The following is a 19,382-nucleotide window of genomic DNA, read 5'->3' as shown; positions in this document are numbered from 1 at the left end:
AATAGAACTGGGTGGACGATGTCTCAAATTGATGAGATGGACGTCCACTTTTTTAATGATCTACTCAGTGAAGAAAGCACTGTTCAGCAAGACAAAGAAGTTTACTTAAGCGATGTGTGGTAAGAGAGGCAGGTGAGAACGTGGCAGAAAGAGAAGTTGGCAATTTAAGAACGAGGTTATCCTGGGAAGATGACGGAGCATCTCGCGCCTTAACCGGATTTAGGCAAGATTTAAAAGGACTAAGATCTGAAATGAATGCTGCACGATCTGGCGGTAAAGAATACACGAACAGTTTAAAAGGGTTAAGACAGCAATCAGATATTCTCACTCGCCGATTTAAAACACAGCAGTTACAAGTAAAGGAATTAGGTAAACGTTTTGAAGAATCTCGAAGAATAAAGGGTGAGGATGCAAAACAGACAAAGAATCTGTCTGACCAATATAATAATGCTGTTGCGCAGATGAACCGTACCGAGAACCAACTGAACGATATCACTAGAGCTATTGAAGAACAAACAAATCCTTGGAAGCGACTTAGCAGGAACATGACAGATGCCGGAGATAAAATGCAGACTGTTGGTAGAAATATGACCGACTTTGGGCGCAATTACTCTATGAGGGTTACAGCTCCTATCGTAGCAGGCGGTGTTGCGATATTTAAAGCGGCAAGTGATTATGAATCAGCCTTTGCTGGTGTCGAAAAGACCGTTGACGGTACCGCGGAACAAATGCAGGGGTTGCGTCAGTCCATACGTGATATGGCTAAAGAGATTCCTTCATCTACAACAGAAATCGCAAAAGTAGCTGAAGCTGCAGGTCAGTTGGGTATTAAAACTGAATCCATCGAAGAATTTACCCGAACCATGATAGACCTCGGAGAAGCTACCAATATGACAAGTGACCAAGCAGCAACAGAGTTTGCTAGATTTGCAAACATCGTGGGTATGTCTCAAGATGACTTTGATAAACTTGGCTCCACTGTTGTTGCCTTGGGGAATAACTTGGCTACTACAGAATCTGAAATATCTAGCATGGCTATGAGATTAGCAGGTGCCGGTGCCCAGGTAGGACTGACAGAGGCAGAAATTATGTCATTTGCAGCTGCATTAAGTTCTGTAGGTATTGAAGCAGAAGCTGGTGGATCCGCCTTTTCAAAAGTGATGGTTAACATGCAACTTGCAGTTGAAAAGGGTGGAGACTCCTTAAATAATTTTGCGAAAGTAGCCGGTATGTCTGCCTCTGATTTTAAGAAAGCATATAAAGATGATGCTACTAAAGCAATAAGTACCTTTATTGAAGGACTGTCAACAGCTGAGGACAGAGGGCTATCAGCAATCGGCATCTTAGATGAAATGGGAATAAAAGAAGTCAGATTACGAGATACCCTGTTACGTGCTGCAGGTGCAAGTGACGTATTTTCCGAGTCCTTAGAAATTGGATCAAAAGCATGGGAAGAAAACACAGCACTTACAGAAGAAGCAGAAAAGCGTTATGCAACTACAGAATCTCAAATGAAAATACTTTGGAATCGAATCAAAGACATTGGTATTACGCTTGGTGAGGCATTAATACCAGCCGTCATGGATGCGATTGATGCTGCTCAACCTTTAATTGATAAAATTGAATCTGGCGCAGAAGCCTTTGCAGATATGAACGAAGAACAGCAACAAACCATTTTAAAAATGATTGGGTTAGTAGCAGCCATTGGTCCTGTAAGTGTGGGATTGGGCGGACTAACAACTACTATAGGTGGTTTGCTTAAAGTCGGTGGTAGTCTAACTGGCTTACTTGGTAAAGCTGGTGGTAAAGGACTACTTGGTCGATTTGGTCTTATGGGTGTAACAGGCGGTCCAGTTGGAATTGCGATTGCTGGTGTAGCCGCGTTGGGTCTTGGTATCTATGCTACGACAAAAGATATGAAAAAGCTTAATGATGTCAATTATGAGTTGGTTGATAGTGTAAATAATGAAATATCAACAATGGACGAATTATCAAAGAGGTTTGAAGACTTGCATGGTAAGAATAAACTTACCACTGACGAAATGTTGCGATACATGGATATCATGAGCGAATTAAAAGATGCGAAAAACGAAGATGCAATAAAAGCACTAACTGATGAACAAAATAACTTATTAAAAAAATCTGGATTGACTAATGATGAAATGGACGAGTTTTTAGAACTAAATGATACTCTTGTAGAAAAAACACCAAACGTAACAAACGCTATATCAGAACAAGGAAATGCTTATATCAACAACTTAGATACCTTGAAAGAGTTGAATGAGGAAAAACGAAAAGAACTCATCATGAATGCAGAGAGAGAATTAGAAAAGGCATTGGAAAATGAAACTCAACTCTTAAAGGATCAAAAAGACCTTACTATTGAAATAAATGAAACGCAAACCAAAATAGATGATACCTACCAAAAACGTTTAGATAAGATGTCTGAGTTAGAAAAAGAAGAGATCAAGCAAAAAGAAATAAATACCCAAATCAAAGAACTAAAAGATAAAATGTCTGGACTAGACGGTAATGCCCTTACAAAGGCTGAATCAAAATTGGCTTTGCTGGAACTTGAAAAGGCAGAACAGGATACAATTGTTGAAGCTATCGGATATGAAAAAGCAGAGTTAGATAAAACTTATGATAAATTGCTCGAAAAGCTAAAGACTAAAAGAAAAGACAAGGAAGTAACAGAAGAGGAAATAAAAGAAATTCAAAAACTCCAGGGAGATTATGAAGAATTAATCCTTGCTCAAGCAGGTATTACTGCTGAAAAAGGAAGAGGTCTTATAGCAATTGATAAAGAGATAGAAAAAAACAAAGAAGCAAAAGAAGAATTGAAACGAAAGAATGACGCTGGTGAAATTTCAACGAAAGAGTATGAAAAATCCAATAGAAAATTAGAAACGCAGAAAAATCGATTAGATGAAGCAAAGAAACGATTAGAGAACATTAATGAGCTAGCTGGCAAAACTGTTTATGATAAGAAAATAGATATATTCACTAATCCATCAATAGATTCTATAAATAAAGAATTATCAGCGCCTTTATTTAGAACGGTTAATGTTGCAACTCAACTAAGAGAAGGACTATACGCTGATGGTACTCCACCAGGAGGACATCCGGGTGGACCATTTATTGCAGGTGAAGAAGGATTCGAACTCGGCAGAATGGGTAACCATTGGGAACTACTTAACTTTGGTAGATACGAACGCCCGGCAGGATATCAAGTATTCCCGCATGATGAATCGAAAAAAATAATCCGATCATTAAATAACTTACCTGGTTATGCTTCAGGTGCTAGACCGCCTGGTGAGGCTAATAGAGTTGTGAGCCAACTTGACAATTCGATGAGCGATAGTAGCAGTCAAGTGGTTTCCTTACTACAAGATATCGCGCGAGGTGTGAGAGAAGGAAAAATAATACAAGTTAACGGACAAAGTATTACTGAAGTAGTTAACGAAAATAATGCAGTTTCTAATGTAGGTAATTATTTTTAAAGGAGGTAGTTATGGTGTATATAGTATATGACGAATATATGAACTTAAAGAAATTTCCTAATGGGATACTACCTCTTGATATTTTTATTTCATCTATGCAAAAAAACAGAGTTATAGATTCAGTCGAAGGGGCTGACGGTGTTATAGATAAAGGATACACCTTTACAACACGATCCGTAACAGCAGAAATAGGATTACTTCCATATGATACGATGGATTATCGATTATTAAGAGATGAAGCTTTTGCATTTTTCGTTAACCATGATTTTTTATACGTATCAGAAAAATATCAAAAAGGGAAAAAATACAAAGTGACTGTAGTTGATTCGTTTATTCCGGAAAGATTAACTCAAACAATGGCGCGGGGAACGTTCTCATTAGAAATGTCAGAATTACCGTTCGCTGAATCAATAGGAACAACGCAAGACATCGAACAAAACGGAATAAATGCAAATGATGAATTATGGGGATTTGGTATGGGGTTGATTGCAGAGGATGAATCATTAAAATATACACATGAAACTAATAATTTCCGTATATACAACGCAGGAAATCAGCCTATACATCCGTTTGAACAGGAATTAAAAATAAAAATAAGTAATGTAGTAGGGTCGTTAAGTTATTTACAACTGAAAAACAAGACAAACGGGACTACTTTCCGAGTCAATGAAGAAGTTAGAGATTCACAAACAATTTTGTTAGATGGTCCGAACATAACTTCTAACGGATTACAATTTATGCGGAAAACAAATAAAGAATTTATTGAATTAGTGCCGGGTTGGAATGAATTTGAGTTAACAGGAATATCAAGAGCAAGGACAGAATTTGATTTCAGATTTTATTATGCATAAAGGATGATGTGATATGAAAGGTTATATACCATTAGAAACACTATGGGATAGAAACATGAGAAATGAAGAAGATCGTATGTATAAAGAATTATATGAAATGATAGATAATATCGCATCTACTATAACCGAGGAAGTTTATCAAGAAATCATAAACGGATCAAAACTAAATTGGCTTGATTTCGTTGATACCTACGAAGATATAACAACAACGTACCCTAATCCTTCTGAAAGTGACACCGCTATGGCACGAAGTGATTCAGCGGACTATCCTACAGGACCCGATGACAAAAGACAAGGCGGAACTGTATGGAGGTACGATGGTTCGGAATGGCAACCTATACAAAATATAGATGCTTCCGTAATTAATGCAGTAGAGGAACAATTAACGCAACGGATCAATGAAAACGAACAAGAGATAAATTCCATTAATTCTAAGTTGAGTAACCAAAAATTAGCAGATGTACAAGAACCTTTTTATATAGCGCATCGTGGTGCTTCTAACATTTTCCCCGAAAACACTTTAGAAGCATATAAGGGATGTTTAGCTTTAGGTAATAACTTTATAGAAATGGATGTACAGACACTTGCGGATGGTTCTTTAGGAGTTATGCATGATGATACAGTGAATCGTACTACAGATAAAACAGGATATGTATATGAATATTCCGCAATGGGATTTAGAAATTTAAACGTATATGTCCCATCGCCTTATAAAAATGTTAGTGCACCTTTATTCGAAGATATAGTAAGCACATTCGGTAATTCAGCAATTTATTGCCCGGAATCCAAGGATAAAAAGTCTGTACAAAAAATAATAAACGTGCTAGACAAATATAAACTAAAAGATTATTCGCTTATCCAATCATCTGATATCAACGATCTGCAACCAGCTATTAACGCAGGATATGCAACTTTATTAATAACAAATGTGGCAGACCCAGCAACGATTAGCGCTGCTGGAATAGGATATGTTGGTGTTTCAAAAGGCGTCGCTGGCTCTTATATACAATCTTGTATAGATAACGGTCTTAAAGTCATTGCTTGGACTGTGAATAATCGTTATGAGAAGGAAGAATTATTAGCAAAGGGTGTGCATGGCTTTTTCTCGGATGATCCTTTTTATTTGTCAGAGTCTATACCAGCATCTAGTAAAGATACTTTCATAGATCAAACATTTGGGCACGGGATGTTAGCTAGTGGCCATTCGAACAGAGGCGGTTTTATATCACCGAATAAATGGGGATTTACCAATATACTCACGGACGACACAGTCAGAGAATATGTATTGCAAGGTTGGGCGGGTGAGTTGCCACAAACTTATACTATGAACCTTGATATCACTTTTGAAAGTGGAACATATTGGGGATCTGTTGCAATTAACACACCAATAGACTATTTCGAGGACAGTCCTAACGGTCTTAGTGACGGTTATCAGATTTTGTTTATCGCTAGTGGATCAATTTATGTGTATAAAGGAGCTAATGGAGTAGCTACGGGAATTGGTAATGTAACTGGTGGCGAAGACTTGCAAAAAGGTACACCTTTCTCTGTAGAAATCGAAGTTACACCAACAGGTATTAGAGTAACCAATGTAGATCAAAATCTAACGGCAGAAATTACAGATTCCGAGTATAGAGGCGGATATCTTCACTTCGGAAGAAGAGAAGCCAAGTGGAGTTTTTCGAATGTCGTTATATCCTAATAGGAAGGAGGACGACAGATGTTTATTCGTGACCTTGAAGGAAATGAATATCCTCTCCAAGCTACAATAAAAATAGACGAACAATTAAACGGAAATCAATCATTATCACTAAAAATACTACCAACAAAGGTTAATGCTCTATTTATCGAAAACGTTACTGAAATGTGGCAAGTTGTTACAGATGAAATAACGTATAAAGTGGTTTACGCAAAACGTAAAGGGGAAGGGCAACTAATGTCTACAGACATTAAAGCTGTTCCTTTGTTTTTTGATGACTTTGATACACAAAGGGTTTATGAACGATACGACCAACACATGACAGCGCAGGCTTGTTTTACGCTTATATTTGAAGGTTCGAGATATAATTATGTGTTAGTTGATAGTTTCGACGCCATTCAATGGGAAGGTTTTGGCGATGGCGACACTAGACTAACTCTATTCAAGAATGCATTAAATCGATATGGTGCTGAGTTTGAAATCGTCGGAAACATTGTTTATTTAAAAAAGCAAGTAGGACGAGATGCTTCGTTTATGTATCGATACAGACTAAATGCATCAAACATCGTCCAAGAGATCGATGCAGGCTCTTTCTACACCTATGCTAAAGGTTACGGCGATTATAAAGAAGGCGAAGAACAAGACGCAAAACTTATAAGGGAATACACTTCACCTCTAGCCAATATACCCGGAATAGGAAAACGAGAAGCGCCTCCTATCAAAAATGGAAAGATTACAACAACGGAAACAATGGATAGACAATTAAAAATTTTGGTTGATGAATCATTAAAAATAAGTGTATCAGCTAATATTCACGATCTGCGTAAGCAAGGGTATAAGTTAGCGCAACCGAAGTTAGGAGATAGAACATTTTTAATTGATGAACGAATTGGGCTGAAAGAAGAAGTTAGAGTGATTGATAAATCTACTACTAAAGATTGGAAAGGAAATATATTAGATTTATCGGTTACATTCGGTAGCGAAGGATTAACGAAGCGACATCAAGCGAATTTAAACACATCTGTAAAAGCGTTAAATGATCTACTAGAGGGAAGAAAAAAGCTTCCTAGTTCAGTATTTGATGACTCTATGCTAAACGCAGTAAATGCCATTAAAAACGCTCAAACAGAGTTGCAATTTCCCGATAAAGGCGGAATATGGGGTATTGACCCAAGCAACCCAAATTATGTGACAGGTTTTACATCGCATGGGTTTATGGTATCGATAGATGGTGGTAATACTGCCGAAGCAGCTGTCACTGGTGAAGGCGTTGTGGCAGAAAAAATCATTGGACAATCCATTATTGGAGTTAATCTGTCCTCGGTTAATGAAGATGGATATTTCAGCGTAAATGGATCAGATGCAGAGTTTTTTGATGTATCGAATGGACGTAAAGTGTCGATTAGTCCAGATGGTATGTACGGCTACTATGCTGATGATAGTATTAAATTTCAAGCGGATGAATATCTTGTGACATCCAGAGCGTTAGGGACAACCACAGATAACGTGTATTTAGCAGCTCAGTCGGGTCAAGAGGGTCGCATCGTAGATATTAATGGAATACCGGGTGATGGAGAAATAGGGAGTTATACGTACTTGCCATTTCGTGCTTCAGGTTTCTATGGAAATTATCTCGAAAATAATGCAGGTTCTGCCGGTAATAATATTTATTTACGACCACGTTCTGGCGGGGAAGTCAGAGTGACGGGAGCAGGCACTACGGACGCTTACTACCCTTTACGAGCAGGTAAGCTGTTTAGTAATGGATTAATCACAACAACAACAAGTCTTTGGATGGGTACAGACAGTGCAATGCATGTAGTTAATAAAGGATATGCGAACGATGGCACAGGTTCTCCTATTTATAGAGATGTTTTCGCTAATCAAATATGGGGTGGCGCTTTTATAACCCGAACTGAAAATGCTTATATTGGTATGGATGGAGTTTTAAAAGTAGTCAATAAAGGATTAGAAGAAACTTATAGACCAGTATGGGCTGGTTCTTTTGAGAATAAATCTTTACGAGAATTAAAAAAAGATATTGAAGTGTTTCAGGATGATGTTTTAGACATTATCAAAAGTACAAATCCGCATACCTATCGCATGAAAACAGATCCTAGCACCGCAAAAAAGCAACTTGGTTTAATGGTTGATGAATCGCCGGAAATCATTAAAGGTAGCGACGGAACTACTATTAGTCAGTATCCTTTAACAACTTATGTTTGGCGAGGTATGCAGCAAATCATTGACCGATTAGAACAAATAGAGGGGGATTTATATGCATCCTAATAAGGATTTCATTATTCAATCGTTACAAGTACAATTATCACAGTCAGCGCTTAATGTCGCACAACGTGATGCTATTATAACTGAACAAAAACAACAATTGGACGAACTAAAGAAAGAATTAGAACAGTCACGAAAACAGCAGATAGAGGAAATGGATAACGCCGAGTAAGGCGTATTTTTTATGTTTGGGGGCGAGGGCAAAGGGGAAGCCCTCTGGCCACCTAAAGTGAAAAAGTGGTTAAGAATAAAGTACGATTATAGTTCTTTCGGTTAGGGGGTCGAGAATGGCAGACCAAGCAAAGGAAGTGGAGGACATGAAAGAATTCATGACGGTGCTCATGGATGTTAAAGTGTCACTTGCAGAACAGAGTGGGAAGTTGGACAGCTTGCTAGATATGAAAGATAAGATTAATGAAACTTATGACATCGCTAAAGGAGCATATAATCGGTCGAAGGAAAATGAAAAAGATATTGACGATTTAAAGAAAGGTATATCATCCACTGCAAGCAAGGAAGATGTGGAACGCATTGTAAAGCAAAGAGAAAATATGTTTAAGAATTTACCGTCATGGTTGGCATTAGCCATATCCATAGCGGTTTTTTTATTGACTTATTTAGCAAATTAAAGGGAGGAATATAAAATGAAACAAGCAATTGTAAGACTTGTCGTATTAGGGTTTTTACTAGCAAATCAGGCATTAATGCTATATGGGTGGAGCCCACTGCCATTTAACGAAGAACAAATATATGAAGGAGTGTCAACAGTAGCAACAATTGGCGTAGCTGTATGGGCATGGTTTAAAGACAATCCTGTTACTAAAAAAGGTAAGCATAATGATAAATTTTTACGTGATAGGGGGATGAAGTAATGCCAAAAATAATTCAAGATTTTATACCTAAATCTCAAACGAATCAACGCCCTGGTCATTCTATGAAACCAAGATATTTAACTGTCCATAACACAGCTAATTCAAGCAAGGGAGCAAATGCAGAAATGCACAGTCGGTATTTGCATAATGGCGCAGGTGGCCGAGTGGTTGTTTGGCACTACACTGTCGATGACAAAGAAATATACCAACACATTCCAACGAATGAAAACGGTTGGCACGCTGGCGACGGTGAAAGAGGTGCTGGAAATCGACAATCAATTGGAATTGAAATATGCGAAAACAGCGATGGCGACTTTAACAAAGCAATTAAAAATGCCCAATGGCTTATTAAAAAATTAATGAAAGAACATAATATACCTATTGAACGTGTTGTACCACATAAGTATTGGTCAGGGAAAAACTGTCCTCATTTACTGCTGAATATGTGGAGTACATTTATAGATGGCATTGAGGGTAAAACCGTAGAAGCACCAGATCAACAAGTAGGCTCTGAAACAGTAACAAACTGGACAAAGGTTACTGGTGATTGGAAAGGACAAACACTTAGAAATGGTCAATATGGTAAGCCTGTTAAACAATTACAAACGATGCTATCGAAGAATGACCCACCATTCTACCCTGAAAAAGGTGCTAAAAATAACGGAATAGATGATTACTATGGCGATAAAACAGAAGATGCAGTAGAACGTTATCAATCTTACTATGGGTTGAAACGGGATGGATTGGCTGGTAAAGAGGTTTATGGATCCTTAAAAGAGAATGAACCAAAAAGTAAGTCTAAACCTAGCCAAGCAAAAGGTACCGTTCATTTACCTGCATCCGCAAAGACATGGAGGACATACAAGCTTAATGTTAAACCGATCAAAAAAAATAGCGATTGGAGCCTTACTCCTGCTAGGTATGGTGGATTAACTTATAAAATACTAGATAAACCATATCCAGATGTAGTAACTATTAAAACAGGCAGAGGTAAGCGTAATATATATGTTGGTTCTGGTACTAGTGCTGTGATTAAGTAAGCATCATGCCCTGCCTTTTGGTGGGGCTTATTATAATGAATAATGGTTATTGTGTGTGGGTGGAGTAAATGAAAGTATCCCCCTCTACTAACTAAGGAAGTAAAAGGGGATAAATGTAAGGTTGAAAAGGAACATTTGTTCGTGTATAATGATCTTAGTTTAAGAAATACTATTTTGGTAATAATTAAAGGTTTACAAAAATAAATATTATACATAGTATAATAAAAAAGGGAGTGAACTTATGGATATTAATAATTTTGTTAAAGAGCAAAAAGAAATCATGAAACACCATGAAAAAAAACTTAATAATTTGAGAAATAAAAACCAAAGCAAACGTAAAGATGTGAATAACATAATCAATAAAAAAATTGTTGACTTTGAAGCTCGAAAAAAAAGAAATTCTGATACATTTAATTTGATTCGTAATAAACGGCAATAGGCGCCACTAATATATCATCCAATTCTAAAATATCGAATGAGTTTAACAAAACATCCAACAAAATACTTGGAATCTTATTTATTTCATTTGGGGAAAAATCGAAATCCGAGCCATCGAATATTTCGCTTTTTACACCTATGACCCTACCTAAGAATTTCGCTTTTCTAGTGTTTTTTCCTCTGAAAGATAGTGACTCGGTTGACTCGCGTAAAAATCTTTTCTTTAATAATCCAATCAAATTGTTTGTTTTTACGAAAGTAAGATCCTTGAATAATTGATCAGTAGTAGAGCTGTATATTTCTAACATCTTCATAACTTTTATTATTTCATTCCTATCAATAATTTTTTGGTGAAATAACAGAGCTTCATTTTTAATCTGTTTTTGTCTTTTGTTTAGATCTTGATTTTTTTGTGTTTTTTCATATACTTTTTTTGCTTCGTCTTTGGTGAAATTATATACTGTTTCATGATCCTCCCAGCTCATGATTTCTCCCCAAACTTCAGCATTTGATGCTTTGTTTATTAAAGAGAAATCATAAAATTCAAATTGCCCCTCGCTTTGAATGATATCCCCCTCTTTAATATTATTGCTATCCTTAATCAGGTTTTCTTTTCTTAATTTATATATAAGTATATCTAGCGAGTAATCATGGAACTGTTTATTTAATAAATCTCTCTGTCCGTCAGTTACTTGTACAGAGCTGATTTCTCCTTCATTTTCACTATCCCCTCTTTTAAATTTAAAATTAAGAGCTCCACCTGGAAGCATTCCGGTATCTAGTTTCATTCCCCCTTCAAAACTATTGTCCATTCCTAAATCAGTTGTGGAAGACGAAGCGTGGCTTACTGATGTAGCTTCTTCTACTGTAAATTCGTTAGTTACTCCCTGATCTAGTTGAGCTAACAGAGAATTGACACTTTCAGTGTCTAGATAAATGATTTCTTTCAATGCTATTTCCCCTTTCTTTTTCACTAAATATAAAAATTCGACGCTGTTCTACAAAAATCCTGCTTGAATATGGAAATGTTTAACATAAAAGTATTAATTCCATATTCCACAACAACACCACTTCCTGTAACCATAGTCGAAATGGATTACGGGGAGGTGGTGATTTTTTGTTTTCCATAAAATAATACGTACGTTTGTTCGCTTTTAATGATATAATAAGAACAAACGTTCTAAAGGTGGTCTTATCATGAAAGGATTACTTAATCGTTCTGTGGAGAATAAGCAAAAAATCATTATCTTTTATATAGATAGCAATAACAATGTTACGGAACGTTATATACGCGTGCTTGAAGTAAATGAAAAGAGTATTCTGGCTTATTGTTACTACCGTAAAAAAGTGAGAACATTTAAGGTAGAAAATATCCTTTCAGCTGGATCAGTACGGAAGGAAGCTATGTAAAAATCCCCTTAAAAATTTAAGGGGGAGGTACGGTACTTGTTTAACATCGCAAAAATAAAAGTGGACAATTTCTAATTATTTTTTAGTATTTCTTTTAATTTATCTGATTGATTATTTTCCAATTTATAAAAATTTCCCTCTTTATAATCTACCATACCTGTATGGATTAAGGTGTTATTATCATTATACCAAATTGATATATTTAATTCGTTGTAGTTCTCATCGCTATTTTGAATCAATAATACTGTATCAGGATAATCTTCTGGTATATCCTTAATATTTGTTTTTTCCATTTGATCAAGTATTTTTTTTACTTTTTCAATTTCTTCTTTGTTTGTTATTTCATTATTAAATTTAACTGTACTCTCATCTATTTGTTCACCTGTCTTTAATATGGTTTCACTGGAACAACCTGTTATAATCAACAATGACATTATACTAAAAAGAATACCTTTCATTTATCCATCCCCCTTCTATTTTAAGAATTAAAATCATTATATGAAATATTTGACAATTATTCAAGTTTATTATAAAGTTATTACAAATATTTAAAAAAAAGGAGGAATTTTAATGAAGTTTTTGAAACTTTTATCTTTTACGAGTTTCGTTTTGGCCACTCTCTTCATCTTTGCAACCCCATCTTTTGCTTCAACTTCAAGTAATTCTTCAGCGTCAGACATAGCTAACTCCTTAGAAAAAACAGCTAATAGTTTGAAAGATTTTCAACTAGAAAGGGAACTAGTAGAAACTAATGTGGTGGATGGTAATGTGATTTCTACATATGAGGAACTTCCAGACAAATTCACTGTACCAAGTTCAAACGTTAGTTCTAAGCAATCAGATATTGGGACCAATTGTGCATCATGTAATCGTAGGGAATATACTAAGATTTCTTCACGCGTTGTTAACTCTAATTATAATTTTGGCTGGCATCCTGACTTTTCAGGTTATAATAGAGCATCTGGATATTGGTTTAGTACTTCTAAAACATCGTTTGGTGTATCAGTAAGTTATGGTTATGTATCTGTAGCTATTAATCAAGCTGGAGGTTCAGGTTATTTTGTCAATGCAGACTATAGCCGTTGGAGCAGACCGGCAGTATATGGAGTTTATAAAGTTACTAGATATAAAGTAAGAGAGTACAATGGCGGTGGGACTTTAATCAGGACTTACTATGAAAATGTTCCTTCAGCTAATAGCACCTATGTGAAAATTAAATATAGATAAAATATAAAGCCCTCCTAGTGGGGGCTTTCCTTCTCCAATCTTCTCAACTGATCTACAAATCCGTCTTTCACCTCAAATTTTGTACTGTAAATATACCTACCCATAATATTTTTAGTCATTTCTCTTAGTTCATCTGGTGTATATTCAATAATTCCAGATTGACCACGACTGAGCCACTTATAAGAAGTCTTTCCAACTCTTTTCACATCGACATGATACTTTGTGTACATTTTCTTCTTTGTTTCAATTTGTGCTTGTCTTAATCGTTCTATATTCGCATCAATCATACTGATGTAGATATTTGCCATATAAAAATCCTCAACAAGTTTCTTGTCTTGTTCATACACTTTTATAGCCATAGGGAGGGTAATAAAATCTTGTATTAGCTGTTTTAGTTCAGTATTCATCTAATCACCCCAAAGAACGTTTGTTCTTATTTTAGAATATAAGCAATCATTTTGCAACTAGGTAGTTAATATGTACTTATTTTATGGTAATATGTAGAAAAAAGGGGAGGATTGGTACATATGAAAAAAGTATGTATGATTTCAGTTTTGTTTTTATTAACCGTTTTCACATTAGCTGGGTGTAAGGATGCTACAGCTGAAGTAGAGGGGGAGGCTTTAAACTACGAGGAAGTGAAAGAAAAGGTCAAAGAAGCAGAAAAAGAGCTTGATAAGGTAAATAGTGAATTAGATGAGTCGAAGGGGAATTTAAAAGAGAATAAAGATGAATTAGCTGAATTAAAAGAACTAAGAGACAAACGGGACAGTATGAAACAAGAAACAGATGAAGGAAAGTCTACTTTAGAAGGTCTAAACAGTGACATTGACGCAGCAGAAGAAGAATTAGATGCTCTTAATGAGGAAATCGTAAAAGCAACCGACGAACCAGTTAAGTTGTCAGCTGGGCAGTGGATTGTAGGGACTGATATTCCTGCAGCGCGTTATAAAGCAAGTGGATCTTCTAATTTTTTTGTATATGACAGTAGTGGGTCGATAATGGTTAATACAATATTAGGGGACAGTTCAGTTGGGAAAGGTGACTATGTGTTTTTTGCTGAAGATGGCTATATAATAGAATCGTCTGCTGCAGCAACACTTACTCCTGTAGAATGAATAGTAAAAGAAGGGTGATATGTAGAAAAAAGGGGAATAGGGGGATTGAATAATGAATAAAATCGCAATATCTTTATATGTGGTTGGAGTGTTTGCAATTATCGCAGGAGTTATCTTGGGTTTGCAAGATTCGGCAACTGTTGTTACGAGTGAAAATATTCTTGGAGAAATTGAATACGAGGAGACCATTACATGGACTATATTTTGGGCTTATACTATAGGTGGGATAATTTCGGGGATTATGATGTTTGGTTTTGGTGAGATAATAAGAATTCTTGACGAAAAGAAAGAAATGGAATCAAAGTCTTATGAAGAATTAATGAATATTAAACAGTATTTAGTGGGTAGTGAGGAAAAACATAATGTACATCGTACACAAGATAATTCTCTAGAGGATAAAACAGAGACTTTCGATGATATACAATATCCAAGCAGCTATTCAAATCAAGACACAGATAACTCAGATACTAAGAAAGGTAAAGGTCTTAGTGGTTTAATTGATGAAGCGGTAAATGGTAAAAAGTGATGATGAAAAACTCGAAATGTTAATTAGGATACCAACAGGATACCATTTTTGTGAAAATCGAAAAAACACCATAACAAAATAAAATATTATAAAATAAACAAAAGCTACAAAACGCTATTTTGAAGCACTTTGTAGCATCTAAAGAAAAATAGAATCATAAAGTATACAGCCTTCTAAGCTGTGGGTCGGGAGTTCGAATCTCTCCTGGGACGTCTAATAGCGGAGGTAAAACTCCGTCAGATAAGCCTTCTAATCCGTTGGTTGAATCGGTCAACTAACGATTAGGTGGCTTATTTTTTTGGGCTCTAAAATATATGTTGGGGTACTGAGAAAATTCAGCTAAATAAAAACACGCAAACTCCGAATTTTGTTAGACTTGTTTTACCCACAAAACAAAAACAAAAGGAGTTGCGTGTAAGTGAATTTTAACATGTCTTTACCAGGTTTAGAAGCCTTTCGTATTAAAAAAACAGTTGAAAATGGTGGAGTTTTTCAGCTCCATGTGGAACTGGATGCTAAGCCCCATCGTTGTCCAGTATGTAATGTGCTTACAAAAAAGGTGCATGATTACCGTACGCGTCGCTATAAATGTGAACAACCGAATTGTGAAAAACGTTTTTATGAGAATAACTCATTAGTAGAACGCTATCAACGGCAGTCTAAAGAACTAAAGCAAGCTATTGCATTGGAGCTAATTCATGGAAAAAACTTTAAATCTGTTGCCTCTCGATTTAACATTTCCTCAACTACTGTAATGCGTAGGTTTGATGAAGTGGGATCTAGTTTTTTGAAGGAAACAAAAGAGTTGCCTTCTGTAATCGCCATTGATGAATATAAGGGAGATTCAGACGGAGAAAAATACCAAACTATTATTGCCGATCCGGTGGATCGGAAACCCCTGGAGATATTGCCGGATAGGAAAAAGGAAACGGTAGAGACTTATTTGAAAGAACATGGGCAAAGAGTAGAAGTGGTGGTTATGGATATGAGCCCTGCTACATTAATTAGATCTCTTATGAATGAATTTGTTATCCCTATAGAAAATGTGGTTCCACATAATCATTGGAGTGGAAAAAACTGTCCTAAAAATCTTTTATATCAATTTGGACGATTTCAAGATCAATTTATGGATTCCACCCCTCCTGACATCAAATCTATATGTACCAACAGGAAATGACTTATTTGCTCCTTTTGTATTTGCTGGTACCGTTACTGCATATAAACCTGTCGGTGTTTCCTATATTAAAAAATTCGTGTATATTTAAATTAACTTTCTACTATGAGAGGGGATGACTTGTTATCAGAAAGAACAAAGCATATTTATATTTGATATTACTTATTGCAGTAATATCAATATTTGTACCTAGTGTTGTCGAAAACATTATGGAGTATGGAAAAGATAGTTTTCCCCTGACTACAAATTATTATATAAAATATATTATTTACGTAATCAGTGTTCACTTAAGTTTATTTTACTTAGTAGCTGTACTATTAGTACTCATAATAAAAAATAAATAATAGAACACACTTGTGTTACTTGCAAAGGGGATGTAATCTACTACATTCCTCTTTGTATTTTTTTAGAATGAAATTACAAATATGTATATTGTTGCTATGAATATACGGTTGAGTTAATTGTATTTGAAAAGTAAAAAGCTCCTTCAGCAAAAAAGAGCTTTAAATAATTTAGGTATCTTAATAAATATTATCTTCTAAAGTATCTTAATACCCCTGCTATTGATAACGAGAGAATAGCAATTAAACCAACGACCGAAATGAGCATAAATAAATAAAAATGCAAGATAACACTCCTTTTATTCTCCTGTATCAATATTATAATTGGTTTAATCAGAATTTACAAATTAGGTTTAATTATGAAATAATTAACCGTCACGCGCCACTTTCTTCTGTACTGGTCCAGCTGAAAGGATATTTTTTTACTTAAATGTCTTACTTTTTTATGGTAGAAACAATAAGCCAATATACTCTTTTTCGCGTATTTCTAGAACACGTATATAACGCTCCGTAACGTTGTTATTGCTATCTATTTAAAAGATATTGATTTTTTGCTTATTTTCCTCAGAACGATTAAGTAACCCTTTCATAACAAGACCACCCTTAAGAACATTTGTTATTATTATATACGTACTTTAGTTCTGTTTAATGATTAAAAAAGAACCCACTTCTTATGGGTTAAATTAACACCTAAAAGTTAATCCGTTAACTTATCAACTAATTTCATAATTCCATTAGAACCTTCAAATGGTGGAAATGAATAGAAAGCAAGAATTAGTTGATTTTTTATCTGATAGCTTACCTGTTCTTTCTGACTATATTAATCAAATCGTCTTGCTAATACCAAGAGGTGTAGAAAATTTGGAAATAGATCATATCAAAAAAATAGTTCCTAAGTTATTGCAGTTAATTAGCCACATAAAAGAAGGGTATTTATAGAACAAGAGATGATTTTAGCTACAGAAAAAAGTTTACATACAGAAATTACGTACATTTCCATGATGTCCTTAGTAGATTCCCTTAGCTCCTGCGGTGTGAATTCCATTAATCCAGATTGACTACGGCTGAGCTACTTATAGACTATTTTACCAACTCTTTTTATATCGTATAATACTTCGTATGAAGTTTCTTTTTTGTTTCAATTTGTAAGCAATAAGCTTTTTATCTTGTTCATAAACTTATATAGCCATTGATTGGTATTACAATAATATCCTGTATTAGCTGTTTTAACTCAGTAAATTTAATCAACTTCTTTCTAGGAATTGATTAATGAAAAGCCCTCATTAAAATTAAGGGTTGTTACTACTACATATCTCTATGTAAACTATTAGTTGGCATTTGCAACTTTACGTTTATTTCACAAAAAATAAATTTATTGTAATCTATTCTCAAGGAGGGATTAGTGTGGACATTTCATTTGGACACAAAATAAAAAGTTTGAGAGAAAAAAACGGTCTATCTCAAGAGAACCTTGCAAAACAATTAAATGTATCTCGCCAAGCTGTATATAAATGGGAAACAAATAAAGGATATCCAGACATTGTTAATCTAATTCGAATCAGTGATATATTTGAAGTAACGCTTGATGAATTAATTAGAGAGGATAAAGATCTACAAGACAAAATTACAATTGATGAAGAAGAGTACTTTGAAAAATTATCTGATCCAGGTTTTTATATAGGAATAATTATACTCTTTATTAGCATATTTATTGAGAATTCACCTGACTATTTAATGATACTTGGAATTTTATGCATGGTGTTTTTTGATGATTTATTAAAGTCAATTAAATCAGCTATTCGATTTAAATAACCATACATATCCTTGTTTTTTCAAAAATAAAAAGTCCTTACTAAAATTTGACATGTACCCTTTGTCAAGGACATGTGAAAAAAAGACTATGCTACATCCAAAAGATGACTTCTGTATAGCACTGGAGTCATCTTTTTAAGATCCCATTGATATCTATAGTTATTGTAATAAATCATGTATTGTTTTATTTCTTCTTCTGAATTTTCACACTGTGTTATATAAGCTTCATCATTAAAATCACCAAAGAACGATTCTTGAGGGGCGTTATCCTAACAGTTTCCTCGTCGTGACATAGATTGTCCTAATTTATATTTCATTAGTAATACCTTCCTTGATATAAATGCGTCTTTTGCTAATTTTACTCTTGGAATTTCCTTTGATTTCCGGATTATATCTGCTGCCATTCTAATGCAAGGCTACTAGAAACGTTATATACCAGCAATTCATTTGTTGATCCATCCTTAATGGTGGATAAATATGCTTTCTTCCCACTGCCATCAAATAAATAAGACCATCTATTATCAGCAGATTTAATACGATCTATTCCAAGTATACTTATATCAAAACCATACTCTACAAATATCTCTCGGAAACTTTTCTTATTTGTTTTCTGTAATGAAAATGCGCTTAAATTCATCTGTATAAGTAATTCCTCACTAACTGATTTAACATATGGATAACGTGAACGTATCTTAATTTCTTTTTCTGTAAATAATTTGTTACTCGAGTTAATTTCATAATATAGAGCCCTTGGGGCTCAAGACTTTAAAGACATAAAAATTAGAGCACCTCCCCAAATCCTGTATAATGTTAGTTACCACACAAACATAAACAGAGAGGTGAGATGCCCCCTATGTCTATTATACGACAACAAAGCTTGTTTGACATACACGAATTATATGAGATGGAACCTACCCATCATTTTGAAGCTGTTTTTTCAACAATCAATTTGGATCCTATCTTGAATTTATTTGATAAACCTAATAAAGTTGGTGCCCCAAGAGAACTGAATTACGGTGCCATGATCTACTCATTAATCGCTCGTGTGGTGGAGCGAATTGTAACAATCAAAGACCTGATTAGGC

The 19,382-nt window shown here is 35.0% G+C and carries 18 protein-coding genes and 3 pseudogenes; 17 read left to right on the top strand and 4 right to left on the bottom strand.

Annotation, left to right across the window (positions count from 1 at the left end; translation table 11 throughout):
* Nucleotides 1-140: 140 nt before the first annotated feature.
* From RVS70_RS07425 to RVS70_RS07385, 9 genes and pseudogenes are all read left to right on the top strand, one after another.
* A complete protein-coding gene (locus RVS70_RS07425) occupies nucleotides 141-3,503 on the top strand; it encodes a phage tail tape measure protein (RefSeq protein ID WP_321132790.1) in 3,363 nt (1,120 codons plus the stop codon).
* Nucleotides 3,504-3,514: 11 nt separating this feature from the next.
* The gene (locus RVS70_RS07420) at nucleotides 3,515-4,354 is read left to right on the top strand and encodes a phage tail domain-containing protein (RefSeq protein ID WP_321132789.1); all 840 of its coding nucleotides are present in this window, start codon (nucleotides 3,515-3,517) and stop codon (nucleotides 4,352-4,354) included.
* 13 nt (nucleotides 4,355-4,367) lie between these two features.
* Nucleotides 4,368-6,056, top strand: coding sequence for a glycerophosphodiester phosphodiesterase (locus RVS70_RS07415; RefSeq protein ID WP_321132788.1), 1,689 nt, complete (start codon nucleotides 4,368-4,370; stop codon nucleotides 6,054-6,056).
* Between the two features lie 18 nt (nucleotides 6,057-6,074).
* Entirely contained in the window at nucleotides 6,075-8,342 is a 2,268-nt protein-coding gene (locus tag RVS70_RS07410; protein WP_321132787.1) for a phage tail protein, read from the top strand.
* Nucleotides 8,332-8,511 carry a hypothetical protein gene (locus RVS70_RS07405; protein ID WP_321132786.1) on the top strand — a complete coding sequence of 60 codons (180 nt, stop codon included), beginning with the start codon at nucleotides 8,332-8,334 and terminating at the stop codon, nucleotides 8,509-8,511. The genes RVS70_RS07410 and RVS70_RS07405 overlap by 11 nt, the downstream gene beginning before the upstream one ends.
* 115 nt (nucleotides 8,512-8,626) lie before the next feature.
* Complete coding sequence (locus RVS70_RS07400; protein ID WP_026681329.1) at nucleotides 8,627-8,968, top strand: hypothetical protein; 342 nt, start codon at nucleotides 8,627-8,629, stop codon at nucleotides 8,966-8,968.
* A 15-nt stretch (nucleotides 8,969-8,983) separates the two neighbouring features.
* Nucleotides 8,984-9,211: a phage holin gene (locus RVS70_RS07395; protein ID WP_321132785.1), complete on the top strand. Its 228-nt coding sequence runs from the start codon at nucleotides 8,984-8,986 to the stop codon at nucleotides 9,209-9,211.
* Nucleotides 9,211-9,999, top strand: a pseudogene (locus RVS70_RS07390) (N-acetylmuramoyl-L-alanine amidase); the annotation flags it as partial. The gene RVS70_RS07395 and the pseudogene RVS70_RS07390, both read left to right, overlap by 1 nt.
* A 493-nt stretch (nucleotides 10,000-10,492) precedes the next feature.
* Nucleotides 10,493-10,690, top strand: a complete 198-nt coding sequence (locus RVS70_RS07385) for a hypothetical protein (protein WP_321132783.1) — start codon at nucleotides 10,493-10,495, stop codon at nucleotides 10,688-10,690.
* On the opposite strand, the gene RVS70_RS07380 is transcribed toward RVS70_RS07385, so the two are convergent.
* A complete protein-coding gene (locus tag RVS70_RS07380; RefSeq protein WP_321132782.1) occupies nucleotides 10,662-11,639 on the bottom strand; it encodes a hypothetical protein in 978 nt (325 codons plus the stop codon). The two genes, RVS70_RS07385 and RVS70_RS07380, sit on opposite strands and share 29 nt — an antisense overlap.
* 247 nt (nucleotides 11,640-11,886) lie before the next feature.
* On the opposite strand from RVS70_RS07380, the gene RVS70_RS07375 reads away from it, so the two are divergent.
* Entirely contained in the window at nucleotides 11,887-12,099 is a 213-nt protein-coding gene (locus tag RVS70_RS07375; RefSeq protein ID WP_321132781.1) for a hypothetical protein, read from the top strand.
* 71 nt (nucleotides 12,100-12,170) lie between these two features.
* Here RVS70_RS07375 and RVS70_RS07370 read toward each other — a convergent pair whose 3' ends face one another.
* Entirely contained in the window at nucleotides 12,171-12,557 is a 387-nt protein-coding gene (locus tag RVS70_RS07370; RefSeq protein ID WP_321132780.1) for a hypothetical protein, read from the bottom strand.
* A 112-nt stretch (nucleotides 12,558-12,669) separates the two neighbouring features.
* Between RVS70_RS07370 and RVS70_RS07365 the strand changes: the two genes are divergently transcribed.
* Nucleotides 12,670-13,326 carry a hypothetical protein gene (locus RVS70_RS07365; RefSeq protein WP_321132779.1) on the top strand — a complete coding sequence of 219 codons (657 nt, stop codon included), beginning with the start codon at nucleotides 12,670-12,672 and terminating at the stop codon, nucleotides 13,324-13,326.
* A gap of 14 nt (nucleotides 13,327-13,340) precedes the next feature.
* On the opposite strand, the gene RVS70_RS07360 is transcribed toward RVS70_RS07365, so the two are convergent.
* Entirely contained in the window at nucleotides 13,341-13,733 is a 393-nt protein-coding gene (locus RVS70_RS07360; RefSeq protein WP_321132778.1) for a hypothetical protein, read from the bottom strand.
* 120 nt (nucleotides 13,734-13,853) lie between these two features.
* Here RVS70_RS07360 and RVS70_RS07355 point away from each other — a divergent pair, with 120 nt between their 5' ends.
* The 5 genes from RVS70_RS07355 (at nucleotide 13,854) to RVS70_RS07335 (ending at nucleotide 18,297) form a co-directional block, all read left to right on the top strand.
* On the top strand, nucleotides 13,854-14,444 hold the full coding sequence (locus tag RVS70_RS07355) for a hypothetical protein (protein WP_321132777.1): 591 nt from the start codon (nucleotides 13,854-13,856) through the stop codon (nucleotides 14,442-14,444).
* A 52-nt stretch (nucleotides 14,445-14,496) separates the two neighbouring features.
* Nucleotides 14,497-14,970 carry a hypothetical protein gene (locus RVS70_RS07350; protein ID WP_026681319.1) on the top strand — a complete coding sequence of 158 codons (474 nt, stop codon included), beginning with the start codon at nucleotides 14,497-14,499 and terminating at the stop codon, nucleotides 14,968-14,970.
* A gap of 418 nt (nucleotides 14,971-15,388) precedes the next feature.
* Nucleotides 15,389-16,147: an ISL3 family transposase gene (locus tag RVS70_RS07345; RefSeq protein WP_051388210.1), complete on the top strand. Its 759-nt coding sequence runs from the start codon at nucleotides 15,389-15,391 to the stop codon at nucleotides 16,145-16,147.
* A gap of 1,094 nt (nucleotides 16,148-17,241) precedes the next feature.
* Entirely contained in the window at nucleotides 17,242-17,424 is a 183-nt protein-coding gene (locus tag RVS70_RS07340) for a hypothetical protein (RefSeq protein ID WP_026679544.1), read from the top strand.
* Between the two features lie 465 nt (nucleotides 17,425-17,889).
* Complete coding sequence (locus RVS70_RS07335) at nucleotides 17,890-18,297, top strand: helix-turn-helix transcriptional regulator (protein ID WP_051388316.1); 408 nt, start codon at nucleotides 17,890-17,892, stop codon at nucleotides 18,295-18,297.
* 86 nt (nucleotides 18,298-18,383) lie between these two features.
* On the opposite strand, the pseudogene RVS70_RS23370 reads toward RVS70_RS07335, so the two are convergent.
* Nucleotides 18,384-18,808, bottom strand: a pseudogene (locus RVS70_RS23370) (IS3 family transposase); the annotation flags it as partial.
* Nucleotides 18,809-19,150: 342 nt separating this feature from the next.
* Here RVS70_RS23370 and RVS70_RS07320 point away from each other — a divergent pair.
* Nucleotides 19,151-19,382: pseudogene (locus tag RVS70_RS07320) on the top strand (IS5/IS1182 family transposase); the annotation flags it as partial.

The sequence above is a fragment of the Virgibacillus sp. M23 genome, from assembly GCF_034190895.1.
In the GTDB taxonomy this organism is placed as follows: domain Bacteria; phylum Bacillota; class Bacilli; order Bacillales; family Amphibacillaceae; genus Virgibacillus; species Virgibacillus salarius.
Note: the sequence above shows the minus strand (reverse complement) of the source record. Positions and strands in the feature narration are given on the sequence as shown.